This is a genomic window from uncultured Microbacterium sp. (assembly GCF_963524805.1).
Lineage (GTDB): Bacteria > Actinomycetota > Actinomycetes > Actinomycetales > Microbacteriaceae > Microbacterium.
Map to the genome: position 1 here is coordinate 250,967 of NZ_CAURGG010000003.1, position 24,983 is coordinate 275,949.

A 24,983-nucleotide genomic window follows, 5' to 3' on the forward strand; every position below is an offset into this window, starting at 1 on the left:
GCACGTGGAAGAAGAGGACCGGGGCCTGACGGCCCCGGTCCTCTTTCACAGCGTCGCCCTCACGACATCACTGCAGCTCGTTCTCGGGGTTGTTGAACAGCTCGTCCAGGTGCTCCTTCGGGAAGTACACGTCGGCGTCCCCCACGGCGTCGCTGGGGTCGGTGAGGCTCATGCCGTCCTCGTAGACCTCGTCGATGTTCTCCTGCGTGATCAGCTGGGGCATCACCACGAACTGGTTGATCTTCGGGCCCTGGCCGGCGAGGATTCGCCGTCCCACCTCGCCGAAGGTCTCTCCCATATGGAATCCCGGCGTGTTGTTGCCGAAGAACGGGTAGTCCGGATTCTCCTTCGCGTAGGCCACCGTGCCGTTGGAGCTGCCGCCGTCCGTGATGACGGCCGGTTCGCGGCCGGACTGCTCGAACGCCTGCAGGATGCCCAGGCCCATGACACCGGACTGGAACACGGCGTCGACGCCCGCCGGAGTGGTCGCCAGGAACTGGATCACGGCCTGCTGAGCGACGGAGTTCTGGTAGAAGCCGCTGACCTCGGCGACCTCCTGCACATCCGGGCACAGCTCCATCACGGCCTCGAACCCGGCGGTGGCATCGTTGTCCTGCGCGATGCCGGGGACTCCGTGCACCTGCAGCACTGTCCCCTCGCCACCGATCGCATCCAGTGCAGATGCGCCCAGGTCCATCGCGATGAGGACATTGTTCATGCCGACGCTCACCGCGTATTCGCTGTCTGTGGCGTTGTGCATGGACACCACGGGTATGCCCGCCTCGCCCGCGGCATCCACCAGCTCCACGGCGGCATCGGCGGCGATCGGTCCGAAGAAGATGATGTCCGGCTTCTGAGCCAGCACCTGCTGGAACTGCTGCAGTTGCACGGGCACGTCCTGCTGGGTCGGGGGAGCGAGGTCGGCGACGATCTCGATGCCCGCCTCGTCGAGCGCGCTCACGAGACCGTCATGCAGGTTGGTCTGGAAGGGGTTGCTCAAAGGGTTCATCACGATCCCCGCTGTGTACGGCCCGCTGTGGTCGGGACTCCAGTCGGCCCACGGGGAGGGCTTCACCTCGTAGGGGAACCCGTTGTAGTAGGCGGCGAGGTCGGGGAACTCCTCGAGCACTCCATCCGGATCGTTCGCCCCCAGGTCAGGAACGGAACCGCATTCCCCGGTCGCCCCCGTTGCCTCCGTCGCATCGGGCTTCGCTGAAGCGCCGGCGACGGTGCCTCCGCCGGTGCATCCTGCGAGCGCGATCACCGCGAATGCGGAGATCACCCCCAGCGCCGCTCGACTTCTCGGGCCGCGCAGTTTTGGCTGTGTAGTCATCACTCCTCCTTGAGTCCGGTCGCTGTGCGACCTGGTGTGAAGCTAGCCGATTCTGTTCGAAACGTCTAGTATCGAAAGAACCGTCACCGAGGACGGGCTCAATGAGGAGACGAATTGGCCGACGCACCCAGGTTGTCCATCACCGCCATCACCAAATCTTTCGGCGCCACCCGGGCTGTCGCTCGGGCAGATCTCACCGTGCTGCCCGGGCAGGTGCACACGCTCCTCGGCGAAAACGGCTCGGGAAAGAGCACCCTGGTCAAAGTGCTCGGCGGGATCTACCGGCCTGATGACGGCCAGCTGCTGCTCGACGGGCAGGCGGTGGATTTTCGCAGCCCCGACCAGGCACGACGAGCCGGCATCGCCCCGGTGTTCCAGGAGGTGCTCACCGCTGGTGCTCAATCGGTGCTGGACAACGTGTGGCTGGGAAGCGACGGCGTGTTCTCCGTGCGCGGCGGCCGCGCTCACAGGCGTGCCCGTGCGGATGAGCTGTTGGTGGAATTGCTCGGGCGTCAGCTCGACCTCGACGCTCCTGCCGCCTCGTTGTCCCTCTCTGATCGTCAGGCGGTATGCATCGCGCGGGCCCTCGTCGCTGAGCCTAGGGTCCTGATCCTCGACGAATCGACGGCGTCATTGGATATCGCGACGCGAGACCGGCTCTTCGGGTGCGTTCGCCGCCTTACTGCCGAAGGGACGAGCGTCTTGTTCATCTCGCACCGCATGGATGAGATCACTGAGATCTCCGATGTCGTGACGGTGCTCAGGTCGGGTTCGACGGTCGCCACCGTGGATCGGGTGGATGCCGACCCGGCGCGCCTGCTCGGCCTCATGACGGGCGCGGAGCCACTCGTGGCCTCTGCGCGCGTGACACAGCAGCCCGGCGAGCTCATCCTGCGTGCGGACGGCGTGCGCCTGGCAGAGGGACGTGCCGCCATCGACTTCGAATTGCGAGCGGGGGAGCTGGTGGGCCTCGCCGGGCTCGAAGGGCACGGGCAAGAGTCATTTCTGCGCCGTCTGGCCGGGCTTCAGAAGGGGATCGGCACCGTTCTGGTGGACCAGCCCGGGGCAGATTTCGAAAGCATGTCGGCCTCCCGCGCAGAGAAGCTGCGCATCGCCTATCTGCCGCGCGAGCGCCGCGGGGAATCGCTGTTCAACGACCTCAGCATCCGCGAGAACTTCGCCCTGCCGACGCTATCGAGCGACAGCACGGCGGGGTGGTGGTCGCCCCGACGCTCCTCGCAGAGGTTCGAGGCGTACAGCAACGATCTCCGCGTGCGGATGCGCTCCGATCGCGATCCGATCTCCACCCTGTCCGGCGGCAACCAGCAGAAGGTGGTCATGAGCCGCTGGCTGGCCAGCAATCCGAGGGTTCTCCTGCTGAATGACCCCACCCGCGGAGTCGATCTCGGTACCAAGCGGGAACTGTATGTCCTGCTCGACCGGCTCTGCCGGGAGGGGCTCGCCGTGGTGATGCTCTCCAGCGAGATGGACGAGCTGATCGAGCTGATGGATCGTGTGGTGGTGTTCCGCGACCTCGCCGTATCGCAGGAGCTCACTCGTTCAGAGCTGTCGCGCCAGCGGCTGGCGGCGGCATACTTCGGGCAAGAGGGGGCTGCAGCATGAGACGCGCTCTCGCAGGCCTGCGGCGGCGCCCGTACGCACTCGCCCTCGCACTGGTGATCATCCTCCTCATCCTCAACATCGTCGCGGCGCCGCAGATCGCGAATCCAGCTCGCTGGCCTGCGCTGCTCGCCACGCTCGCCCCGTTCATCCTGGTCGGATTGGCGTCGACGCCGTCGGTGCTGTCCGGAGGGATCGATGTGTCGATCGGCCCGCTTGTGACCTTCATCAACTGCCTCTTCGTGGCAGTGCTGGTACCGGCGGGACTCGGCACGATCGGCGCGTCCGTGCCGATCATCCTTCTGGTGGGGCTTGCAGCCGGGCTGGCGAACGGACTGCTCGTCGCCGTGGTGCGGCTGCACCCCGTCGTGGCCACCACCGGCACTCTCTTCGTCTTCGTCGGCGGTGCGCTCGTGATCGCACCGCGGCCCGCTGCCGTCGACGACAGCTGGACGGCGGCGCTCGCCGGCACGATCGGCGGATTCCCCGGCGCCCTGTTGCTGCTCATCCCCGTGGCGCTGCTGTGGTGGGTCCTGCGACGGACCGCATACGTCCGTAACCTCCTCGCCGTCGGAGACGACGAGCTGTCCGCGTTCGGCTCCGGTGTCCCCGTCGTGCGGGTCCGCGTGATCGCCTACGCGCTCGGTGGATTGATCGCCTCGCTCGGAGGCCTGGCCCTGACCGCGCTCATCCAATCCTCGGAACCCTCCCTTTCGACGGTGTACGCGCTCATCGGTCTCGCCGCGGTGGTCCTCGGTGGGACGCCGCTCGGCGGGGGGCGAGGCGGCATGCTCGGCACAGCGCTGGGGGCCACCGCGATCTTCCTTCTGCAGGAGGTGCTCACCGCGTGGGGAGTGCAGTCGAATCTGATCCAACTCATGTACGGCGTCGTGCTGCTGGTCGGCGTGATCGTCGGAGCGACGGTCTTGTCGCAGAACCGGAGGACAACATGACCGACATCGTCGCCACCGAGAGCCGGCCGTCGCCCCGACCGCGACTGCGTCGCCTGATCACCGAGTTCCCGCTGCTGCAGGGCGTCGCCCTCGTGGTCCTCATCATCTGGGCACTCATCCGGATCCCCGGTCTCGCGAACCCCACCGCGATCGCCTCGGTTCTGGTGCTCGCCGCACTCCTCGGGATCGCGACGATCGGGCAGACACTCGTGGTCCTACTGGGAGGACTCGACCTCGCCGTTCCCGGTTACATCACCGTCGGCGCCTTCGCGGCGGCCAACCTTGCGGGGGGCGCCGGATGGCCCCTGGGCCTGGCCATACTTTTCGCCGTTGTCGTGTGCGGGGGAACGGCGGCTCTGGCCGGCTACGTGTGCCACCGCCTCGGAGTTCAGCCTCTGGTCGTCACGCTCGGGCTCGGAGCGATCCTGGCCGGCGGCACGCTGTTCATATCCGGTGGCCAGTTCCTCTCCGCACCCCCGCAGGAGCTTCGCGATCTGACCCGCGTGACGGCGACCACATTCGGCCTCCCCATCCCACCGATCGTCGTCATCTGGATCTTGGCGACGATCATCATCAGCCTCTTCCTTGCCCGGACGCCGGCAGGACGACGGCTGTACGCGACGGGTGCCAACCCGCGAGCAGCGGCATTGACGCGGATCCGGACACGGCGGGTGTGGGTCAGCGCCTTCGCCGTCAACGGCGCCGTCAGCGCGGTCGCCGGTGTCTTCATCGCCGCCTTCTCCGCAGGCTCCTCGGTGTCGATCGGCGAGCCCTATCTCTTCACCGGACTCGCCGCCGTTCTCATCGGCGGCACCACATTCGGCAGCGTTCACGGCAGCTACGGCCGAACCGTCATCGGCGCACTGCTGTTGACCGTGCTTTCGACGATCCTGATCGGCGAGGGATTCACAGAAGGGGAAGCGCGCACGCTGTACGGCTTCGTCATCCTCGCGGTGATGGTCGTCTACGGCCGGGAACGCGCACTGCGGGACCGCTTCTGATTGCGACCAGCGCCCCCCATGTGGCGATCGGCGAGAATCGATCATCATGACACCACGCCGCTGGGCATCGCCGCTCGTGATCACCCTGGTCGCGGCGCAGTTCGTCGTGATGCTTGACTCCAGCATCCTGAATGTGGCGCTGCCCTCCATTGCGACCGACCTCGGGCTGACACCGGTGGGAACAGCCTGGGTGCTCAACGCCTACTTCCTGACATTCGGCGGTCTGCTCCTCATCTCGGGACGCGCAGCGGACGTCTTCGGGCGACGCCGGATGTTCCTCCTCGGAGCCGGTGTGCTGGTCCTGGGCTCGCTTCTCGGCGGTCTTGCCACGACCGAGCCGATCCTCATCTGCGCCCGGCTGATTCAGGGCGCGGGCGCGGCGATGCTGAGCCCCGCCGCCATGTCGGTGATCTTGGCCCGGTTCACAGGCCTTGGAAGGGCTCGGGCGATGAGTGGTTGGGGCGCCGCTTCCACCGTCGGTGGAGCTGCCGGCGTGACCCTGGGCGGCATTCTGACGGCGGCGTTCTCCTGGCAGAGCGTTCTTTTCGTCACGGGTGCCGTCGCGGCAGCTGTCGGAGTAGCGGGATGGATACTCCTCCCTGCCGAGAAGGCGACAACCCGGCGACCATTCGATGCCGCCGGTGCGTCCCTGCTCACCGGCGCGGCCGTGGCCGTCGTCTTCGGCGTGCTGTCCGCACCGCATCGCGGACTCGTCTCCATAGAGGTCGTCGGTGCGGCAATCCTCGCTGTGGCGTGCGTTACCGGGTTCGTCCTGGCCGAACGACGAGCTGCCGACCCGGTTCTGCCCACCGACGTGCTCCGCGACACCCGCGTGAGCGGTGGAATCGCGGTGAACCTGCTCGGCGGCGCCGCTCGCATCGCCTGCTTCGTGCTGGTCGCCCTGCTGCTGCAGCAGGTGCTCGAGTACGGTCCGGCTCTGGCCGGCCTCGCCATGCTCCCGACATCCGTGGCCGGGTTCCTGATCAGCATCACCATCCTGCCGAGGGCTCTCAACAGGCTGGGATACCAGCGGGTGGCGCTCATCGGACTTGTGCTGCTCGCCCTCGCTCACCTCATCTTCGCCACCGTCGACAACGGTGACTCGTATCTGCTGCGCGTGCTGCCGGCGCTCGTGATCGCTGCCGCAGGCGTCGCGTTCAGCTTCACCCCGACCACGCTCGTCATATCGGAGGGCATCGCCGCCCGGAACTCCGGAGTCAGCTCGGGCCTCGCCTCCGCGACAGCGCAGTTGGGAGGAGCCATCGGAATCGCAGTCTTCGGCGCACTGGACGCTGCGAGACGAGCAGCGGTGCTGCAGGCAGGCGGAACATCTCTGGCGGCGGCGGATGCCGGACTCCAAGCCGCGAACCTGGCTGCGGCTGCCGCCGCTGGGCTGGCAGCAGTGATCGCACTTCTCACCTTCCCGGCATTGATGCGGACGCCGACGGACGGCAGCACGCGGTCGACGAGGTAAACAAGCTGATGGGGTTCAGTCGTCGCCTCCTGGTCCAGATCGACGCCATCCGTCCCGGGCAGGGCTACGAATAACTTTCGGATCGTGATCAACGCGATGCTCCGCGCGCTCTGAGTGGAACCGTCATCTCCAGAGGGAGCACCTCACGCTCGGTCAGGCTCTAGGGCTGAACGATCTCGCCGTCTAAGCGAGGCTCGCGGCCCGAGCTGAATCACACAATTGGAGACCACGCATGCAAAACCGAAGATGGCTCGCTTCTACAGCGGTCGCCACGCTCCTGCTGACCGGCTGTGCGGGCACCGCACCCCAGACCCCGTCGGGCACGAATCCGGAGTCAGCTCACGTCATGGCGGATGGGACGACGATGTCCGGTTCCGAGCATGAAGACCACGAAGCTGATCACGAGAACGAGTACGGACCTTCGGCCGCAGCGCAGATGATCTGCGCCGGAGAAGTGGTGACAGCGGTCGCCAACATCCTCGAACTGGGAAACAAGGTTTCTCCGTCGTCGTCGTGGGAAGAGCCCATGTTCACCTGCACCTACGAGATCGACGGCCAGCCTCTGGTGCTCTCCGTGCACGACGCCACGGATGAAGCAGAAGGGGAAGAGTACTTCGCGACCCTGCAGGACAGCACGGACAACGCCGCGACCATCGAGGGAACGCTGAGCCTCGGCGTGCGGTCCTTCTCCACCGGCGAGGGAATCGTTGCATTCCTGCGGGACGGCAAGACACTGCTGGTGGACGCGACCGCGCTACCGGCCACGCTCGGCGCCGAGAAGACCACCACTCGGTCCCAGGCTGCGTACGGGATCGCGACGGCGGTTCTGGTCTGCTGGGTCGAGCACAACTGAGAGCGACTGCAGGGACCCTCGGCCGGCAGGACGCCGCACGACTCTCCGCGCCCTGACGTCACAGCAGAACTCCGCCAGCCGCTGGGCGCTCGCGGGCAGCTCGCTTGCCCTGCTGCACGACGCGGAACGACCGTGCGCCAAGACGCACGGATAGGGCTGGCGCGATGTGTCGCGCCAGCCCTATCGACTCATGTCCTGCTCAGAAGGCCGATCTCGTCGCAGGATGGATCACTTTCAGTTGGCGATGCCGCCGCAGAGCACGGGCACCGTCGCCTCGAGGGGAATTGCTGCGCTCAGCGAAGACGACCGGCTGGCGAACTGGTCGGCCGGGTTGAACGCGTACTGGCCGTTACCGTCGAAGTCGATGCCGTGCACGACGACCTGCACCGTTCCGGCATCCGTGTAGCCCTCAATGCTGGTCAGCGTGCGCTGGTAGTAGAGGTGCCCGGTCGCGTCCGCAACGGCGAAGCGATCGAGAGCCAGCGCGCTGCTGGGTGAGACGTCACCGTTCGACGTGAGCGAGGTGAGGATGCCGCCGTAGAAGGGAACACCATCGAGAACGGTCACGATGCCGTCCGCGCCCGCCGCATCGGGTCCCGGGCAGGCCATGTCTGCGACCGGACCCGGAACGCCGTGCAGATGCATGGCGTGGGGAAGGTTCGGAGCCAGGCCCCACGCTTCGACGGTGACCACCAGCTTGCCGTTCGGAAGCGCCTTGATGCGGGTCGTTCCGGTTGCCTGCCCGCCGGGTACGTTGGAGGGCTGGATCGAATTGAGGCCGTAGCTGTAGCTCGCGACCTTGGCGGATGGGTTGTCGTCGTGAGCGGCGGATGCCGCTCCTGCGGTTCCTAAGAGCAGCCCCAGTCCCGCCAGTGTGGCGACGGCTGCTTTTGCGATCTTCATGGGATGGACTCCTTCGTCTGGCGGCATGTCAGCCGCGGCGGCAGCATTCAGCAGCCGCTATTCGTCATTCGGAGCCCGCGCCTCAACGGATGGAACGAGATCGCGATCACCGCCGCATTCCTCGGCCGCGATGAGGTGGTGGCGTCGTGCTCAGAGGTCGGTTTGGGCTTCGAGGAAGTCCGGGTAGCGTCCACCTTGGATCTCGGCGTCGTCGGAAGCCTCGGTCAGCCGGGCGAGGTCCTGCTCCGACAGGGTCAGGTCCGCCGCGGCGAGGTTCTCCTCGACGCGGTGCAGCTTCGTCGTTCCCGGGATCGGAACGATCCAGGGGCGCTGAGCGAGGAGCCAGGCAAGCGCGACCTGACCGGGCGTCGCGCCGTGTGCGGCTGCCACCTCCTTGACGATGCTGATCAGCCCCAGGTTGTGGGCCCGCACCTCCGGGGCGAAGCGGGGGATCTGCGTGCGCAGGTCGTTCCCCTCCTCGAAGCTGGTGGAGTCGTCGATGGTCCCGGTGAGAAACCCCTTGCCGAGCGGGCTGAAGGGGACGAATCCGATGCCGTGCGCCTCGCACACGGCGAGCACCGCTTCCTCGGGGCGCCGCCACCACAGCGAGTACTCGCTCTGCACCGCGGTGACCGGGGTGACCGCGTTGGCGCGCTCGATCGTCGTGGCGGCAGCCTCCGAGAGGCCCCAGCCTCCGACCTTGCCGGCATCCATCAGCTCTCTGACCGCGCCGGCGAAGTCTTCGATGGGAGCCTCGGGGTTGACCCGATGCTGGTAATACAGGTCGATGCGATCGGTGCGCAGCCGGCGCAGCGATCCTTCGACCGCGTTCCGCAGCTCACCGGGCATCAGCATCCGACCCCGGGGTGTACGTCGGTTCGGATCGATGTCCTCTGCGTACTTCGTGGCGATGACCACCGCGTCGCGCACGGGCTGCAGGGCCTCCCCGACGAGTTCCTCGTTGGCATGCGGACCGTAGATCTCCGCAGTGTCGAAGAACGTGACGCCCTTCTCGACTGCGGCTCGAAGCACGTCGATCATCCGATTGCGATCGGGGCGGCCACTGTAGCCGCCGGTCATGCTCATGCAGCCGAGTCCGATCGCAGAGACTTCGAGCCCCGCGATGCCGAGAATGCGCTTCTGAGTTGTCATACCTGCCACCCTAGGAGCGGTCAGTCCTCGGCCAGAGTGCCGGTGAAGGTCGGTGAGTCTTGCACCGTGGCAACGTCGTCGAACGTACCGAGCGGGATGATGCCGTCGTAGTACCCGACCGTGTCGTAGTAGAGGACAAGAGCCTGGTCGGGGGCGTAATAGCCGATCATCCCCGGCTCGGCGCCGCTGCCCGAGGGCATCCCCTCCAGCGCGAGCGGTTCGGGAAGCCCCGCGATCTTCTCCTGGCCGCCGAAATCCCGGAAGGAGAGTTCGAGGGGCAACTGCGCCAGCAACGAGGCCGTCGCCGCATTGTTGCGCAGAACCCCCGTGACGCTCGTCTCATTGACGGTGAGGGTGATTCTGATCTCGGACATGGGTGTTCCCACCGTCTTCCTCACTCCGGGTCGGCGGCGCCCGTCGTGGGCGGGATGCCGACGAATTGGGCATCCGTGATGTGCTCTTTCCACGTGGTCGTGGTTGCCGGGTCGTCGCCGGACTCGAACATGGCGATGTGCTCCATGAAGCAGCCGTTCGCCGCCGCATGCCAGTGGTCCTCGCGGGGCGGCGTGTAGAGGGTCTCGCCGGGATGGACATCGATGACGGTGCCGTCCCGGTGCCCGAACCGGGCGACACCCTGCGTGACGCGGAGGTACTGCCCGCGTGCGTGCGAATGCCAGGCGGTGCGCGCCCCCGGCGCGAACCGGACGACGGCCACCGTCATGCGCTGGTCGGGCTCGTGCGGTGCCGCGATGACGTCGACCCACACGTCGCCGGCGAACTGCTCGGGCGGGTTCTTGACCGTGGGCGCGGTGGGTTCGATGTTCATGGCGTCTCCGTTCAGACCGTCAGCAGGACTTTGGTGGCACGGCGCTCGTCCATCGCGGTGTAGCCGGCGGCGGCATCCTCCAGCGGAAGGGTGAGATCGAAGACGACCCCGGGGTTGATCTTGCGGTCCCAGATCAGCTGGATCAGGTCCGGCAGGAATCTGCGGACCGGCGCGGGTCCGCCGTGCAGGTGCACACCCGAGAAGAACAGCTCGAGCCCGTCCAGCGAGACATCGTGCGAGACGCCGACGTAGCCGATGTGGCCGCCGGGACGGGTGGCGCGGATGGCCTGCTCCATCGATTCCTGGGTGCCGACGGCTTCGATCACCGAGTGTGCGCCGAGGCCGCCCGTGAGCTCCTTGATCCTGGCGACACCGGCATCCCCCCGCTCTTCCACGATGTCGGTCGCGCCGAAGTCGCGGGCGAGCGCCTGGCGGTCGGCGTGGCGGGACATCGCGATGATCCGCTCGGCCCCGAGCTCGCGTGCGGCGAGGATGCCGAGCAGCCCCACCGCGCCGTCACCGACGACGGCGACCGTCTTGCCGGGTCCTGCCTCAGCGGCGACGGCGGCGAACCAGCCGGTGCCCAGCACGTCCGACGCAGCCAGAAGCGAGGGGATCAGGTCGGCGTCCGGCAGCCCGGGTGTCGCGACCAGCGTGCCGTCGGCGAGGGGGATCCGTGCGAACTCGGACTGCGTGCCGATGCCGCCCATCATCACGTTGTGCACGCACCGGGACTGGTAGCCCGCCTGGCAGATCTCGCAGGTGTTGTCGGAGGCGACGAAGGAGCCGACGACGAAGTCCCCGACCTTCACGTTCTTCACCGCGGAACCGATCTCGGTGACGACACCGACATACTCGTGGCCCATCGGCTGCGGTGTGGCGAACAGGGGCTCGGCGCCCCGATAGGGCCAGAGGTCGGAGCCGCAGATGCACGATGCCGCCAAGCGGATGATGGCATCGGTGGGCTCGAGGATGACGGGGTCATCGCGGTCTTCGACGCGGACGTCGCCGGGGGCGTACATGGTGACCTGACGCATGATGGTGTCCTTACTTGCCGGAACTGACAGGGAGAACGTCCCTCGCCGGGGCGGCGGTGGACGCGGGAGTGGCCCGTCGGGCCAGGAGGAGGAAAGCGGCGCCGGCCAGCAGCACGGCCGTGGTGGTGACCAGGCCGAGAGGAAGGATGCTGAGCGCCCCCGCGACGCCCACGAGGGGTGCGGCCACACCGCCGAAGCCGAATCGCACCATGCCGAGGAGCGACGAGGCGGTGCCGGCCATCTGCGGGTACTCGACGAGCGCGAGCGTGGTGGCGGGCGGCGACGAGATGGCGACGCCGGCGGCCAGGAGGAACAGCGACACGACGACGACCCACAGCGGCAGGACCGTGATCCCCGACGCGAGCAGACCCAGGGCGCCGATTCCGGCGATCAGGATGCCGACAGCCAGTGTGCCGGGGATGCTCCACCGCTCGGCAGCGCGGCCGGCGAGGTACCCGAAGGTCATGAAACCGGCGGAGTTCAGGCCGAACGCGAGTGCGTAGCCGAGCGGCGAGAGGCCGTAGACGTCCTGCAGCACGAACGTCGACCCGGCCAGGTAGGCGAACAGGGCCGCGTACAGGAACCCCTGATTGAGCACCGCACCGACGAACACCCGATCCGACAGCAAGGTCCGGTAGTCGCGGAGGGTCTGGCCGAAGCCTCCGCGCGTGCGCTTCGCGACAGGAAGGGTCTCGCGGAACACGAGCAGCGTCACGATGAGGATGCCGGCGCCGATCAGCGCGAGGAAGACGAACAGCCCGCGCCAGTCGGTAAAGGAGTTCAGCAGCCCGCCCAAGAGCGGGCCGACGATCGCGGCGAAGCCACCGACGACCGTGAGGCGCCCGTAGAAGCGGATCAGCGCCCCGCCCGTGTAGATGTCACGCCCGGCCGCCTGCGCGATCACGATGCCGACACCGCCCGCGAGGCCCTGCACGAACCTCGCCGCGATCAGCACCTCCATGGTGGGACTGATCGCGCAGAGCGCGGAGGTCGCGATGTAGGCCACGATGCCGCCCAGCAGGATGCCGCGGCGCCCGAACCGGTCCGACAACGGCCCGGCGAGCAGCTGCCCCGCGGCGAGGCCGATGAGGCACGCGGTGACGGTCAGCTGCGCGACCGAGGTTGCTGCGGCGAGATCGGCCGTGAGGGCCGGAAGCGCGGGGAGGTACAGGTCCATCGAGATCGGGCCGAACACGGTCAGCAGCAGTAGCAGAGTCGGAAGGGCGCGGCGAACCAGCGACGGAGCGGCGTGCGACGGATCGGGCATGACACCAGCTTCGCGGCATCCCTCACCTCGGGGGAGTCCCTGGTGAGAGGTGTACCGGAAGGGCACCCTTCGTCGCCGACCGATCGCGCCGGTGGACTGCGAGGGGTGTCCTGGCAGGGACTCCCACCGGGACCACGACGGTCCTAGCCTGAAGGGCATGGACAACCGAGCAGAGGTGCGCGAATTCCTCATGACGCGTCGCGCACGGGTCACCCCCGACGCGGTCGGCCTCACCGTAGGCGGCAACCGGCGGGTGGCGGGCCTGCGACGCAGCGAGGTGGCCACCCTCGCCGGAGTGAGCGTGGAGTACTACTCGAAACTCGAGCGCGGGGCTGTCGCCGGCGCATCGGCGTCGGTGCTGGACGCCGTCTCGCGCGCCCTGCAACTGGATGAGACCGAGCGCGCACACCTTCTGGATCTCGCTCGCGCGGCGGACGGCGTCCCGACGAGCGGTCGCCCGCGCCGTCGCGCCGGCAGACCGGCCGCACCCAGGCACAGTCTGCAGTGGGCGCTGTCCTCGATCACCGACGGCGTCGCATTCGTGCGCGACCAGCGCCAGGACCTGCTCGCGGTCAACGACCTGGGCCGTGCGTTCTACTCTCCGGTGATCCGTGACGGCGGCCGCACCCCCAATCTCGCCCGCTTCCAGTTCCTCGACCCGGCGGCGCGCGACTTCTATCCCGACTGGGAGAGGTTCGCGCAGATGTGCGTCGCGATCATGCGCGCCGAGGCCGGCCGCGACCCGCACGACAAGGGCCTTCAGGAACTCGTCGGGGAACTGTCCACGCGCAGCGAGATCTTCCGCACCCTGTGGGCGGCCCATGACGTTCGCACCCACGGCGCCGGAACGAAGCGCTTCCATCACCCGGTCGTGGGCGAGCTGACCCTCGCGTACGAAGAGCTCGCGATCACGGCCGAACCCGGCCACGTCCTGCTGATCTACACCGCGGAGCCCGGCTCGCCCTCCGCCGAGCGACTGAAGCTCCTCGCCTCCTGGAGTGCGGAGAGCCGATCGCCGGCGGCCAACACGAACGCTCCCTGATCCGCAGAAGTCCGTCCCGGGCGCCGACCGTCGCCCTGCAAGACGAGCGCGATGATCCCATGTCGGCCCGGCGCAGATCACTCGTCGCGGGTGATGGGCGGGAAGTCGGCGCAGCGATAGCGTGACGCGAGGTCGCAGCTGCCGCGTTCGTTCCCGCCGTCGCCGAGATCCCGCGTCGCCGGTCGGCGACCCCCGCCGCGACTGGGAGGCCCCCATGAACCACTCCTCCGTACGATCCGTGCGTGTGCGCACCGTCACCGTCGCACTGGTCTCGGTGGCCGCCCTCTCGCTGGCAGGCTGCAGCGAGGGACTCACCCCCGTCGAGCGGGCCCAGGCGCAGGTGAGTGCGAAGGAGAAGGCGCTGACGGAGGCGCAGACCGATTTCACCACGGCATCGGCAGACTTCTGCGACGCAAGCAAGGCCTACATCCTGGCGCTGGACCAGTACGGCGACATCCTGACCAGCACCGCACCGACCGTGGGCGACGTGAAGTCCGCGGGTGCTGACCTCGCCGATCCGGGCGCGGACGCGCGGGACAGCGCTGCCGCCGCCGCAGACGCGCAGCAGTCGGTCGCCACGGCGCAGCAGGACCTCGCCGACGCGCAGGCTGCCCTGCAGCAAGCGGAAGCGGGAAGCACCGAGGCGCCGGCGGAACCCGCGGCCTCGCCCTCGCCTTCGCCGCTCGCCGCGGCGGCGACGATCGACCGGGTCACTCAGGCGGAGGCGGAGTTCGCCGATGCGCAGGCGGCGATCACCGACGAGACATCTTTGGCCGACGCGTCCGAACAGTTCAACAGTGCGGCCGTCGCCCTCGAAATGGCCTGGCTGAGGCTGTTCGCCGAGACCGGCTGCATCCCGGACGAGCAGCAGGAGCAGGCCGCGGCGGCGGTGGTCGCGTACACGACGGCGCTGCAGCAGGATCTGGCGGCAGCGGGCTACTACGCAGAAGCCGTCGACGGGGTGTACGGGCCGGCGACGGTCGCCGCGGTGGAAGAGCTGCAGCGAGCGAACGGACTCTCGGTCACCGGCACCGTCGACAAGGCGACCGCCGAAGCGCTGCAGGCAGAGCTGCTCGCCCTGGGTGGCGCCGCCGCTCAGGAATCCATTGCGACGACGGCGGCGCTGCAGCAGACACTCAAGCTCGCCGGGTTCTGGGACGGGCCGGTCGATGGAGTGTGGACGCCTGCCCTGACCGAGGCCGTGCAGGCGTTCCAGGTCGAACTGGGCGTCGAGCCGACGGGAACGGTGGATGCCGCAACCATCGCCGCGTTCCAGCAGGCGATCTCCGACCTTCAGCAGGGCCAGTCCGAAGCGACTCCGTCGCCGGAGCCGTCGGAGTCCGAAGGCCCCTAGCCTGCGGGATCGGTCGGGTCGGACTTCGGCGCCCGGTCCGCGTCGAGGTGCGCGCGCACGGCGGTCGAGACGTTGCCGTGGATGTTCTCCGGGCCGATGCGCTCCAGAACGCCGTCTCGGGCGAGGACGGCGCTGACGGCCGCCTTGACACGGGCGAGGCGCAGCGTGATCGAGGAATCACGCGCCAGCGTGACGAGGTCGTTCATCTTCGCCGAACCCTGTGAATCGACGAAGTTGATTCCGCCGCAGTCGAGCACGACCGCCTTCAGCCCCGGCGTCTCGTGGATGATCGTCCGCAGGCGGTCTTCGAGCGCATCCGACGTCGCGAAGAACAGGCCGCCGTCCATGCGAATGACCACCACCCCGGGGGTCACCTCGCCGTCGGGGTGGTCGAGGACATCGCGGAAGACGTCGGTGCGGGGCTTGCGGGCCATCGTGGCAATGTAGGGGTGAGTGGTCACCGCGATGAGCCAGAGGAGGGACAGGCCGATGCCGATCACCACGCCGGCGAGGACTCCGAACGCGAGCGTGCTGACGATCGCGGCGATCGCGACCCAGAAGTCGAACGGCTGCACCCGAGCCAGCCGCCGCATCTCGGGGATGTTGATCATCCCCATGACGACCGCCTCGATGATGAGTGCGGCCAGGACCGGCTTGGGCAGCCCCGAGAACAGCGGGGCGAGGAACAGGAGGGTCAGCAGCACCGTGAAGCCCGAGGTGAGCGAGGCCAGTCCGGTGCGCGCTCCGGAGCGGTCGTTGAGCGAGCTCGCCGACAGGCTCGTCGAGACCGGCATCCCCTGGAACAGCCCCGCTCCCGTGTTCGCAAGCCCCTGAGCCACCGACTCCTGATCGATGTCCACCTGGTAGCGGTGCTTCGCGGCGAAGGTCCGGGCGTCTCCCGCGGTCTGCGAGAAGCCGATCATCACCAGAGCGATGGCGGCGACTGCCACCGTGCCGGCGTGCTCCCACATCAGTCCCGGGTTCGGAAGCGTGAACGTGGGGAGGCCGCGCGGGACATCGCCGACCAGGGCCACGCCGCGCTCGCCGAGATCGAAGAGCCACGAGGCGACCAAACCGCCCACCACCAGTACCAGGGCGCCCGGGACGCGCGGCGCGATCCGCCGCAGGCCGAAGACGACGGCGAGCGACACGAGGCCGACGACCACCGTGGCCGGATCCGACTCGGCGAGTGAGCCGATCCACGACCAGAGCTCTTGGAAGGAGTTCGAGCCGTCGGCGGACGTTCCGGTCAGTTTGGGCAGCTCGGAGATCACCACGTCGATGGCTGCTCCGAAGAGGAACCCCGTCACGACGGCCCGCGAGAGGAACTGCGCGATCCACCCCATCTTCAGCACGAACAGGAGGAGGAACAGGATGCCGGAGGCGAGGGTGATCCCGGCGACGAACGACGCGACATCGCCTTCGCTGGTCAGCCCGGTGACGAGCACCGCGCTCGCCGCTACGGCGGCCAGTCCCGAGCTCGGGCCCATCGAGATCTGCCGGCTGCTCCCGAAGATCCCGTAGAGGATCGCTCCCGCGGCGGCGGCATACAGGCCGTTCTGCAGGGGCACACCGGCGATGCCGGCGTAGCCCAGATTCTTCGGGACGATCAACGCCGCGACCGTCAGTCCGGCGATCACGTCGCCGCGCAGCCAGCGTCGGTCGTAGGAGCGGATCCATCCCAGGATGGGCACGAGTCCGGCGGCTCTCGTTCGCTTCACGAGGGGTCGCTGCACATGTCGTCGATTCTCTCCGGCTCTGCCGCTGTTGCCACGAGGCGCAGCTGTCGCACGCGAACGGCGGCGATGGTCAGTGTGGCACCGAACGACCCCGAGGGCCAGACTGCGGCAGGCGAGGGGTGAACACTCGCTGTTGTCAAGGGACTGCTTTCCCGACGATGCCGCGAGGGAATCTCGCCGAACAGACCGCTACGTGCCCAGGAGGACCACGATGACCGCAGAAGCAGACAGCCACGGATCGCCGTCTCACGACGCGCGCCGTGTGACCGCGTCGGTGCAGCTGTATTCCGTGCGGGATGCGATCAAGAGCGATCTGGACGGCACCGTCGCACGCTTGGCGCAGATGGGCTTCACGAAGGTGGAGCCGTACGGCTTCATCGACCGAGCCGACGAGTACGCGCGTGCGTTCGCCTCCTTCTCCATCACCGCGCCCTCCGGCCACCTGGCGGTGATCGACTCCCACGACGCGTGTCCGGCTTTCGACGCGGCGGCGCGGCTCGGGGTCGGCACGGTCATCGATCCGGGAGTTCCGAGTGCCCGGTGGCTGAGCGTTGAGGACGCCTACAGACTCGCCGACCGCGTGAACGAGCTGCAGGCCGCGGCATCGGCGGCAGGTCTCGGTTTCGGCTATCACAATCACGATTGGGAGTTCTCGAACCGCTCTGAGGGGCGGCCGGTCTTCGAGCACTTCGTGGAACGCCTGTCTCCGGAGGTCGTGCTGGAGATCGACGTCTTCTGGTCGACCGTCGGGGGAGTGGACACCCCGGAGCTGCTGCGGCGCCTCGGCGACCGTGTTCAGTTCCTGCACGTCAAGGACGGGCCTCTGGATGCCGTCGATGACCAGACTCCGGCCGGCCGGGGCGACATGGATCTGAAAGCCGTGCTCGCCGCGGCTCCGCACGCACTGCGGATCATCGAATTCGACGACTATGCCGAGGACGTCTTCGACGGCATCGCCGAATCCGTCGCCTGGCTCGAGGAGAACGACAGGTGATCCTGATCAGTCGGATCGGGGTGTCGCGATGAGCCGCATGAACGTCTCGAGCAGCGGCAGGGTGTCGCGTTCCGGATCCAGCAGAGCCTGAATGCGCAGCCCGTCGATCATGGCCATCACCATGGTGACCTTCTCGTCGGCGCTGAGTTCCTCGCTGTCGTGCGCAGTGCCCAGCCGCCCACTGGACACGTGGGCCCGAAGGCGCTCACGACGCTGGATGAAGAAGTCGTGTGCGGGATGCTCGGGATTGGTCGCTGCGACGGCGATCGACATCCAGTTGCGTTGCTGCTCCGGGTGTGCGAACTCCTCCCGCAGCACTGTGCTGAGCACTTCCTCCGCCGGCACGCGAGCGACCATGATCCGTCGGGCGAACTCCTCGTCGTCCTCGTCCCGTTGGGCGAGGGCGGCGAGCAGAAGCGCGTCTTTACTGGGGAAGTGGCGCAGCAGGGCCGCGTGAGTCACGTTCGCGCGCGCGGCGATGTCGCGCAAGGACGCCCGTTCGAACCCATGCTCCGCGATGCTCGCGGACGCGGCGCGGATGATCTCCGCCCGCCTGGCCGGTGTCGAGGCGGACTGGCCGCGCGTTCTCTTGCCGGTGGGCGGGTTCGTCCCGCCCGCGACAATGCCCGTCACGAGAGTCCCTGGCTGAAGTCGATCATTCCAGCACCGAACGTATCGCAGTTTTTCGAATGGAACGCTTGCCAAAAGTAACCACAGTGGTTACAGTAGGACAAAAGTAACCATGATGGTTACTTTTGGCCCTGACAGAGTTTCGCCAAGGTCCCACCCATCGAAGGACTCTGATGCGCGCTCCGTTCGAGCTGACCGTGGACAGCGGAGGTGACCAGTTCCCCGTCACCGGCGCAATGCCCCGTCTTTCCTGGAAGTTCGACCCCGCGGGCGTTCGTCCCGTGTTCGAGGTCGAAGCCTCGATCGACGGTGCGCCCGCCCCCGGCATCCATTCGACATCTCTGCACCGCTTCGTCAGCTGGCCGTGGGCCGAACTCTCCAGCGGGCAGCGGGTGTCATGGCGCGTGCGCTGCATCCAAGGCGTCGGCAAGTCCGACTGGTCGAAGTGGGCCGCGTTCGAGGCAGGTCTGCGCGACGAAGATTGGACCGCCGCGTGGATCTCGCCGGTCCCGACACCGGATGCCGGTCGCGCCGATCGTCCGGCCCACCTGCTGCGCGGTGACTTCCACCTGGACGCCCCGGTGGCGTCCGCCCGGCTCTATGCGACCGCGCTCGGAATCTACACCGCGACCGTCAACGGCGAACGCATCGGCCGCACGGAATTGTCGCCCGGCTCGACTTCCTACGATCGGACGCTGTACGCCCAGGCGGCCGATGTCACCGACGCGCTCGTTCCGGGGGCAAACCGCATCGAGATCGAGCTGTCCGACGGCTGGTATCGAGGTAACGTCGGCGCCTTCCGCATTCCGGCGGAGTGGGGCGACGAGCTGGCGGTGCGACTCGAGGTCCACGTCCATCACGCCGACGGATCGCGGCGGGTCATCGGCACGGATGCCGGCTGGACCAGCAGCGCCTCCCGCATCATGCGTGCCGACCTGATGGACGGGCAGAGCGTGGACTTCACTCGGCCCGCCTCCGACGACGTCGCGGTCATCGTCGGCGCGGTCGATGCTCCCCCCATCGAGTGGTCGCCCGCTCCGCCGGTCCGGGTCATCGAGGCGCGCGCGCCGCGATCGGTGCACGCGGTGGGCGAAGGCGTCTGGATCGTGGACTTCGGTCAGAACGCATCCGGGTGGGTGCGTCTCACCGAGCTCGGACCGCTCGGCACAGTGACGACACTGGACTACGGCGAGCACCTCGGATCGAACGGCGACATCGACACGGCGCACCTGGACTCCACGCGTCCGGGCCAACCTCCCGTCGTCTTCCGGCAGCACGACGAAGTCACCGCCGGTGAGGCTGCGGACGTGTTCGAACCCCGCCACACGGTGCACGGGTTCCAGTTCGTGCGCGTGACTCGTCGCGGCGCACCGTTCGATGCCGCGTCGATCACGATGCAGATCGTGCACACCGACCTGGCGCGCGTGGGCACTTTCGCGTGCAGCGACGAGGATCTCAATCGTCTGCACCAGATCGCGGACTGGAGCTTCCGCGGCAACGCCGTAGACGTGCCGACCGACTGCCCGACGCGGGAGCGCCTGGCGTGGACCGGCGACTACCAGATCTTCGCGCCGACCGCCACGAGGCTGTACGACGTGCGGGGTTTCAGCCGCAAGTGGCTGCGCTCGGTGCGCGATGACCAGCTGGACGACGGCCGCATCGCCAACTTCTCGCCCGACGGCCGGCGCATCAAGCACCACCTCGATGACCAGTTCGCAATGATGACCGGCTCGGCCGGTTGGGGCGACGCGATCGTGGCCGTGCCGTGGGAGCTGTACGAGTCCTCGGGCGACGCCGAGGTGCTCGCCGAGAACTGGGAAGCCATGGTGCGCTGGGTGCAGTGGGCGCTGGAGAAGGCCCGGACCGAACGCCACCACGCCAGGGCTCGGAGGCACCCGCATCCGGAGCCGTTCGAGGACTACCTGTGGGACGGCACGTTCCACTGGGGTGAGTGGACCGAGCCGCGGGAGAAGCGCGCCGACGGGACGCCGATCGACCCTGTCAAGGACGACCCCATGACGTGGTTCATGGCGGACAAGGGCGAGGTCGGCACCGCCTACCTGTATCGGTCGACCTCCACTCTTGCCCGCATCGCCGCGGTGCTCGGCCACGACGAGCTCGCCGCTCGCTACACGGATATCGCCGAACGGATCCGCTCCGCGTGGCAGGCGGCCTACCTCCGCCCCGATGGGACGACCGCAACCGATTCTCAGGCGTCTTACGTGCGATCCCTCTCCTTCGATCTCGTTCCCGAGCCGCTGCGGAATGCCGCCGCCCGGCGCCTGGTCGAGCTCATCCGCTCGGCCGGCACGCACCTGAGAACGGGTTTCCTGTCCACGGGGGACCTGCTCCCGGTGCTCGCCGACACCGGCCATGCGGATGTCGCGTACGAACTGCTGCTCCAGAGGACTGCTCCGTCGTGGCTGAACATGATCGACCGGGGCGCCACCACGATCTGGGAGGACTGGGAGGGAATCGACGAATCCGGAGTCGCCCACGAGTCGCTGAATCACTACAGCAAGGGCGCGGTCGTGCGTTTTCTCCACACCCACGTTCTCGGACTGCGCCAGGCCCCAGGGTCGGTGGCGTGGGAATCCGTGGTCGTCGAGCCGGTGCTCGGCGGTTCGCTCACCTGGGCCCGCGGCATGCACGACGGCCCGCAGGGGCCCATCCGCGTGGAATGGCGCATCGACGGCGACGAGCTGCACATCGCTGCGGACGTGCCGGCAGCGACCCGCGCTCGGATCGTCTTTCCGGACGGCACGAGTCACGAAGCCGGACCCGGGGCGTTCTCCGGACGCCGGCCCCTGCCTCACGCGACCCCCCACCTCACCCCGGCGCTCTGACGCCACCACACGAATCGATAGGACCGAGATGAGCACTTTTCCGGACGGATTCCTCTGGGGCGCGGCCACGGCCGGGCACCAGATCGAAGGCAACAACGTCAACAGCGACTGGTGGGCCCGCGAACAGGTCACGCCCGGGATGGAGCTGTCCGGCGACGCCTGCGACAGCTACCACCGCTATGCCGAGGACATCCAGCTCCTCGCCGATGCCGGTCTCACGTCGTACCGATTCAGCCTGGAGTGGGCACGCATCGAGCCGATCCGCGGACACTTCTCCCGCGCCGAGCTCGCGCACTACCGTCGCGTCATCGACGCGTGCCTGGATCGCGGCATCACCCCCGTCGTGACCCTGCAGCACTTCACCACACCGCAGTGGTTCGCCGAGGCAGGCGGATGGTCGGGACCTGACGCGACGGAGCTGTTCGTCCGCTACGTGGAGCAGGCCTGCACGATCCTCGATGGAGTCGAATGGGTCGCCACCATGAACGAGCCCAACATGCAGGCGGCGATCATGACCGCGATGGCGAGGATGGCGCAGTCGGGCGGTCAGTGGCAGAGCCCCACCGTCGAAGCCGAGCACACCAGCGATGAAGAGAGTCAGCAGGCGGCGCGCAACGATTTCCTCGCGTACGCCGATCCCGCCATCAGCCGCACGTTCGTCGAGATCCACCACGCCGCGCGAGAGGTCGTTCGCGCGCGCACCGACGCGAAGGTCGGCTGGACCATCGCCGCCGGCGCCCTCACCGCCGCACCCGGTGGCCAGGAGAAGCTCCTCGAGATCCGCTACGGCAAGGAGGACATCTTCTGGGAGGGCAGCCGCGGGGATGACTGGGCGGGGGTGCAGGCGTACTCCAGTCAGCAGGTCGATGCGAACGGGCTGGTCCCGCACCCGCAGCTCCCCGACAACACGCTCGTCGGCACCACTTTCCGGCCCGACTCGCTTGCGATGGCGGTGCGTCACGCGACGGAGGTGACCGAGGGCGTTCCGATCCTCATCACCGAGAACGGTATCGCGACGGAGGACGACACGGAGCGGATCCGCTACACCGCCGCAGCTCTGGAAGGCCTGCTCGAGACGATCGCCGAGGGCATCGATGTGCGCGGGTACCTGCACTGGTCGCTGCTGGACAACTTCGAGTGGGGCCACTGGGAGCCGACATTCGGGCTCATCGCCATCGATCGCGAGACGTTCGAGCGCACGCCCAAGCCGAGCCTGGCGTGGCTGGGCCGGATCGCACAGCACAACGCGATGCCGGCCGAGGTGCTCGCATGAGTTTTCCCTTCGCCGACGTCGCCGAGGTGCAGGTGCGCGACCTGCTGTCGCTGGCCGGTCGCCGCGCTCTGGTCACCGGCGGCGCTCGAGGCCTGGGCAAGGCGATCGCACTGCGGCTGGCTGAAGCCGGTGCCGACGTGGCGATCGCGGACATCGACCATGAACTTGCTCGGGCGGCGGCATCCGACATCGCACGTCGATTCGCCGTCAAGGCCGTGGGCGTGCCTATGGACGTGACGGATGCCGCCTCGGTGCGCGCGGCGACCGATTCGGTCATCGAGGATCTCGCGGGCCTGGACCTGTGGATCAACAACGCGGGTGTTTTCCCCAGCATCCCGGTGCTCGAGACCGAGGACGCCGCGTGGGAGAGCGTCTTCGCCGTCAACGCGCGGGGCGTCTTCAACGGCTCACGTGAAGCAGCTCGCCGGATGGCGCCGGGCGGCTCCGGAGTCATTGTCAACATCGTCTCCACCGCGGGCTTCCAGGGCACCGCACCCGGACTGTCGGCCTACGTCGGCTCCAAGCACGCCGTCCGCGGGATGACCAAGCAGATGGCCCTGGAGTTCGCTCCGCTCGGCATCCGTGTGCTCGGTGTCGCCCCCACCTTCGTGCCTACGGAAGGCAACATGGCCGCCGGCGCGGCAGCGATGGAGGCGGCCGGCGTCGACCCGGCGACCGTCCCCGTCATGAACCACAGCCTGATCGGTCGGCTGGGAACGCCCGATGACATCGCTCGAGTGGTGCTGTTCTGCGCGAGCGACATGTCGATGATCATGACCGGCAGCACCCTTCTGGCCGACGCCGGCCAGACCATCTGACCCGGCACCCGAGAAAAGGCAACCGATGCTCAAGCCCCAATCCACCCCCACCCGCGAGCTGGTCAACCTGGACGGTGTCTGGCGCTTCGGCATCGACAGCCGCCTGTCGGAGCAGCCGTGGCTGACGAAACTGGACACGCCGCTGGAAGCGGCAGTGCCGGCCAGCTACAACGATCTGTTCGCCGACCCCGAGATCCGCGACCACGTCGGCTGGGTCTACTACCAGCGCGAGGTGCGTGTGCCACGGGGGTGGGCGGACGATCAGATCCTGCTGCGCTTCGACGCGGCGACGCACGCGGCACGGGTCTACGTCGACGACCGGCTCGTCGGCGAACACGTCGGAGGCTATACGCCCTTCGACGTCGACCTCACGGACATCGTCCGGCCCGGGGGATCCTTTCGCCTCACGGTCGGGGTGAGCGGCGAGCTGACCAACGAGACGGTCCCGCCGGGGAAGATCGAGGTCGGGATGGACGGCAAGCGCCGGCAGACCTACTTCCACGACTTCTACAACTACGCCGGCCTCGCGCGATCCGTCTGGCTCTACAGCCGGCCGAAGCTGCACATCTCCGACGTCACTGTCGTGACCGCTTTCAGCGGCTCGGAGGGCTCGGTCCAGTACCGAGTCGAGGCGACGGATACCGCAGACATCCGTGTGCGGCTGGCCGATGCGTCCGGCGCCGTCGTCGTCGAAGGCTCGGGCAGCACCGGCGTCCTCTCCGTTCCCGACGTGACCCTGTGGCGGCCGGGTGCGGCGTATCTCTACGACCTGACCGTGGAGATCATGGCGGACGGCCAGGTCGTGGACAGCTACCCGATCCCCGTCGGCGTCCGCACCGTCCAGGTGCACGGTCACGAGTTCCTCATCAACGGCGAGGCGTTCTACTTCACCGGCTTCGGCAAGCACGAGGACGCGCCGGTGCGCGGAAAGGGGCATGACGACGCGTTCATGGTCCACGACTTCCAGCTCATGGATTGGATCGGCGCCAACTCGTTCCGCACGTCCCATTACCCGTACGCGGAGGAAGTGCTCGAATTCGCCGACCGGCACGGCATCGTGGTCATCGACGAGACGGCGGCCGTCGGCCTGAACATGGGAGTCGCGGGCGGGATGTCCGGCATCCCCCCGTTCCCCACCTTCTCGGACCAGTACGCCAACGCCCAGACGCAGAGCGCGCACGCGCAGCACCTGCGGGAACTCATCGCCCGAGACAAGAACCACCCGTGCGTGGTCATGTGGTGCATTGCGAACGAGCCGGCCTCGAATGAGGACGGCGCGTACGAGTACTTCGAGCCGCTCGTCCAGCTCACACGCGAGCTGGACCCCACGCGGCCGGTCACCTACTCGCTCGTGATGTTCGCGACGTTCCAGAACGACAGGATCATCGACCTGTTCGACGTCGTCAGCATGAATCGCTACTACGGGTGGTACATCGCCACCGGCGATCTGGCGCTCGCCGAGATGTACCTGCAGGGCGACATCCAGGGCTGGGTCGAGCGCACCGGCAAGCCGATCCTGATGACCGAGTACGGCGCCGACACGCAGCCCGGCGTGCACTCCATCTGGGACGCGGCGTGGACCGAGGAGTACCAGCGCGACTATCTCGCGATGAACCATCGGGTCTTCGACCGCTTTCCGCAGTTCGTCGGCGAGCAGGTCTGGAACTTCGCCGACTTCGCCACTTCCAACGGCATCCACCGCGTCGAGGGCAATAAGAAGGGCGTGTTCACCCGCGATCGCAAGCCGAAGGCCGCCGCGCATGCCCTCCGCGAACGCTGGCGCGGCCTGGACGGGCGCAAGCCCGGCACGGCCGACTGACACCTCTCCCTCCACCCGCCACGAACATCCACAATTGACAAAGGAGTCC

General features: G+C 67.9%; 21 protein-coding genes. 12 read left to right on the forward strand and 9 right to left on the reverse strand.

Annotated features, from left to right (window positions below; translation table 11 throughout):
* Positions 1–67 precede the first annotated feature (67 nt).
* A complete protein-coding gene (locus RWQ91_RS08730; protein WP_314504914.1) occupies positions 68–1,333 on the reverse strand; it encodes a substrate-binding domain-containing protein in 1,266 nt (421 codons plus the stop codon).
* A gap of 114 nt (positions 1,334–1,447) precedes the next feature.
* Between RWQ91_RS08730 and RWQ91_RS08735 the strand changes: the two genes are divergently transcribed.
* From RWQ91_RS08735 to RWQ91_RS08755, 5 genes are all read left to right on the forward strand, one after another.
* Positions 1,448–2,956: a sugar ABC transporter ATP-binding protein gene (locus tag RWQ91_RS08735; protein ID WP_314504916.1), complete on the forward strand. Its 1,509-nt coding sequence runs from the start codon at positions 1,448–1,450 to the stop codon at positions 2,954–2,956.
* Entirely contained in the window at positions 2,953–3,906 is a 954-nt protein-coding gene (locus RWQ91_RS08740) for an ABC transporter permease (RefSeq protein WP_314504918.1), read from the forward strand. The genes RWQ91_RS08735 and RWQ91_RS08740 overlap by 4 nt, the downstream gene beginning before the upstream one ends.
* Complete coding sequence (locus RWQ91_RS08745; protein ID WP_314504919.1) at positions 3,903–4,907, forward strand: ABC transporter permease; 1,005 nt, start codon at positions 3,903–3,905, stop codon at positions 4,905–4,907. Before RWQ91_RS08740 ends, RWQ91_RS08745 begins: the two co-directional genes overlap by 4 nt.
* 46 nt (positions 4,908–4,953) lie before the next feature.
* Complete coding sequence (locus tag RWQ91_RS08750) at positions 4,954–6,381, forward strand: MFS transporter (protein WP_314504921.1); 1,428 nt, start codon at positions 4,954–4,956, stop codon at positions 6,379–6,381.
* 232 nt (positions 6,382–6,613) lie between these two features.
* Positions 6,614–7,234 (forward strand): hypothetical protein, encoded by a 621-nt coding sequence (locus tag RWQ91_RS08755; protein WP_314504923.1) that lies wholly within the window; start codon positions 6,614–6,616, stop codon positions 7,232–7,234.
* Positions 7,235–7,468: 234 nt separating this feature from the next.
* On the opposite strand, the gene RWQ91_RS08760 is transcribed toward RWQ91_RS08755, so the two are convergent.
* From RWQ91_RS08760 to RWQ91_RS08785, 6 genes are all read right to left on the reverse strand, one after another.
* Positions 7,469–8,137, reverse strand: a complete 669-nt coding sequence (locus tag RWQ91_RS08760; RefSeq protein ID WP_314504926.1) for a hypothetical protein — start codon at positions 8,135–8,137, stop codon at positions 7,469–7,471.
* Positions 8,138–8,287: 150 nt separating this feature from the next.
* Positions 8,288–9,289: an aldo/keto reductase gene (locus RWQ91_RS08765; protein WP_314504929.1), complete on the reverse strand. Its 1,002-nt coding sequence runs from the start codon at positions 9,287–9,289 to the stop codon at positions 8,288–8,290.
* A gap of 20 nt (positions 9,290–9,309) precedes the next feature.
* Entirely contained in the window at positions 9,310–9,663 is a 354-nt protein-coding gene (locus tag RWQ91_RS08770; protein WP_314504934.1) for a cyclophilin-like fold protein, read from the reverse strand.
* A gap of 20 nt (positions 9,664–9,683) precedes the next feature.
* Positions 9,684–10,115 (reverse strand): cupin domain-containing protein, encoded by a 432-nt coding sequence (locus RWQ91_RS08775; RefSeq protein ID WP_314504936.1) that lies wholly within the window; start codon positions 10,113–10,115, stop codon positions 9,684–9,686.
* Between the two features lie 11 nt (positions 10,116–10,126).
* Complete coding sequence (locus RWQ91_RS08780) at positions 10,127–11,152, reverse strand: zinc-dependent alcohol dehydrogenase family protein (protein WP_314504939.1); 1,026 nt, start codon at positions 11,150–11,152, stop codon at positions 10,127–10,129.
* A gap of 10 nt (positions 11,153–11,162) precedes the next feature.
* A complete protein-coding gene (locus RWQ91_RS08785) occupies positions 11,163–12,419 on the reverse strand; it encodes a multidrug effflux MFS transporter (RefSeq protein WP_314504942.1) in 1,257 nt (418 codons plus the stop codon).
* 157 nt (positions 12,420–12,576) lie between these two features.
* On the opposite strand from RWQ91_RS08785, the gene RWQ91_RS08790 reads away from it, so the two are divergent.
* The gene (locus tag RWQ91_RS08790) at positions 12,577–13,461 is read left to right on the forward strand and encodes a helix-turn-helix transcriptional regulator (protein WP_314504945.1); all 885 of its coding nucleotides are present in this window, start codon (positions 12,577–12,579) and stop codon (positions 13,459–13,461) included.
* Between the two features lie 214 nt (positions 13,462–13,675).
* Positions 13,676–14,815, forward strand: coding sequence for a peptidoglycan-binding domain-containing protein (locus RWQ91_RS08795; protein ID WP_314504946.1), 1,140 nt, complete (start codon positions 13,676–13,678; stop codon positions 14,813–14,815).
* Here RWQ91_RS08795 and RWQ91_RS08800 read toward each other — a convergent pair.
* A complete protein-coding gene (locus tag RWQ91_RS08800) occupies positions 14,812–16,536 on the reverse strand; it encodes a sulfate permease (protein WP_314504948.1) in 1,725 nt (574 codons plus the stop codon). The genes RWQ91_RS08795 and RWQ91_RS08800 overlap by 4 nt on opposite strands.
* A 229-nt stretch (positions 16,537–16,765) precedes the next feature.
* Here RWQ91_RS08800 and RWQ91_RS08805 point away from each other — a divergent pair, with 229 nt between their 5' ends.
* Positions 16,766–17,548, forward strand: coding sequence for a sugar phosphate isomerase/epimerase (locus tag RWQ91_RS08805; RefSeq protein ID WP_314504950.1), 783 nt, complete (start codon positions 16,766–16,768; stop codon positions 17,546–17,548).
* Between the two features lie 6 nt (positions 17,549–17,554).
* Here the strand turns inward: RWQ91_RS08805 and RWQ91_RS08810 are convergent, their stop codons facing one another.
* Positions 17,555–18,181: a helix-turn-helix domain-containing protein gene (locus RWQ91_RS08810; protein WP_314504952.1), complete on the reverse strand. Its 627-nt coding sequence runs from the start codon at positions 18,179–18,181 to the stop codon at positions 17,555–17,557.
* A gap of 170 nt (positions 18,182–18,351) precedes the next feature.
* On the opposite strand from RWQ91_RS08810, the gene RWQ91_RS08815 reads away from it, so the two are divergent.
* Genes RWQ91_RS08815 through uidA form a run of 4 tightly spaced genes read left to right on the forward strand, consistent with a single transcriptional unit; the run spans position 18,352 to position 24,934 of the window.
* The gene (locus RWQ91_RS08815) at positions 18,352–21,024 is read left to right on the forward strand and encodes a family 78 glycoside hydrolase catalytic domain (RefSeq protein ID WP_314504955.1); all 2,673 of its coding nucleotides are present in this window, start codon (positions 18,352–18,354) and stop codon (positions 21,022–21,024) included.
* A 28-nt stretch (positions 21,025–21,052) separates the two neighbouring features.
* Entirely contained in the window at positions 21,053–22,297 is a 1,245-nt protein-coding gene (locus tag RWQ91_RS08820) for a family 1 glycosylhydrolase (RefSeq protein ID WP_314504958.1), read from the forward strand.
* On the forward strand, positions 22,294–23,115 hold the full coding sequence (locus RWQ91_RS08825; protein WP_314504960.1) for an SDR family oxidoreductase: 822 nt from the start codon (positions 22,294–22,296) through the stop codon (positions 23,113–23,115). The genes RWQ91_RS08820 and RWQ91_RS08825 overlap by 4 nt, the downstream gene beginning before the upstream one ends.
* Positions 23,116–23,140: 25 nt before the next feature.
* Positions 23,141–24,934 carry a beta-glucuronidase gene (uidA, locus tag RWQ91_RS08830; RefSeq protein ID WP_314504962.1) on the forward strand — a complete coding sequence of 598 codons (1,794 nt, stop codon included), beginning with the start codon at positions 23,141–23,143 and terminating at the stop codon, positions 24,932–24,934.
* The last annotated feature ends 49 nt before the right edge of the window (positions 24,935–24,983 follow it).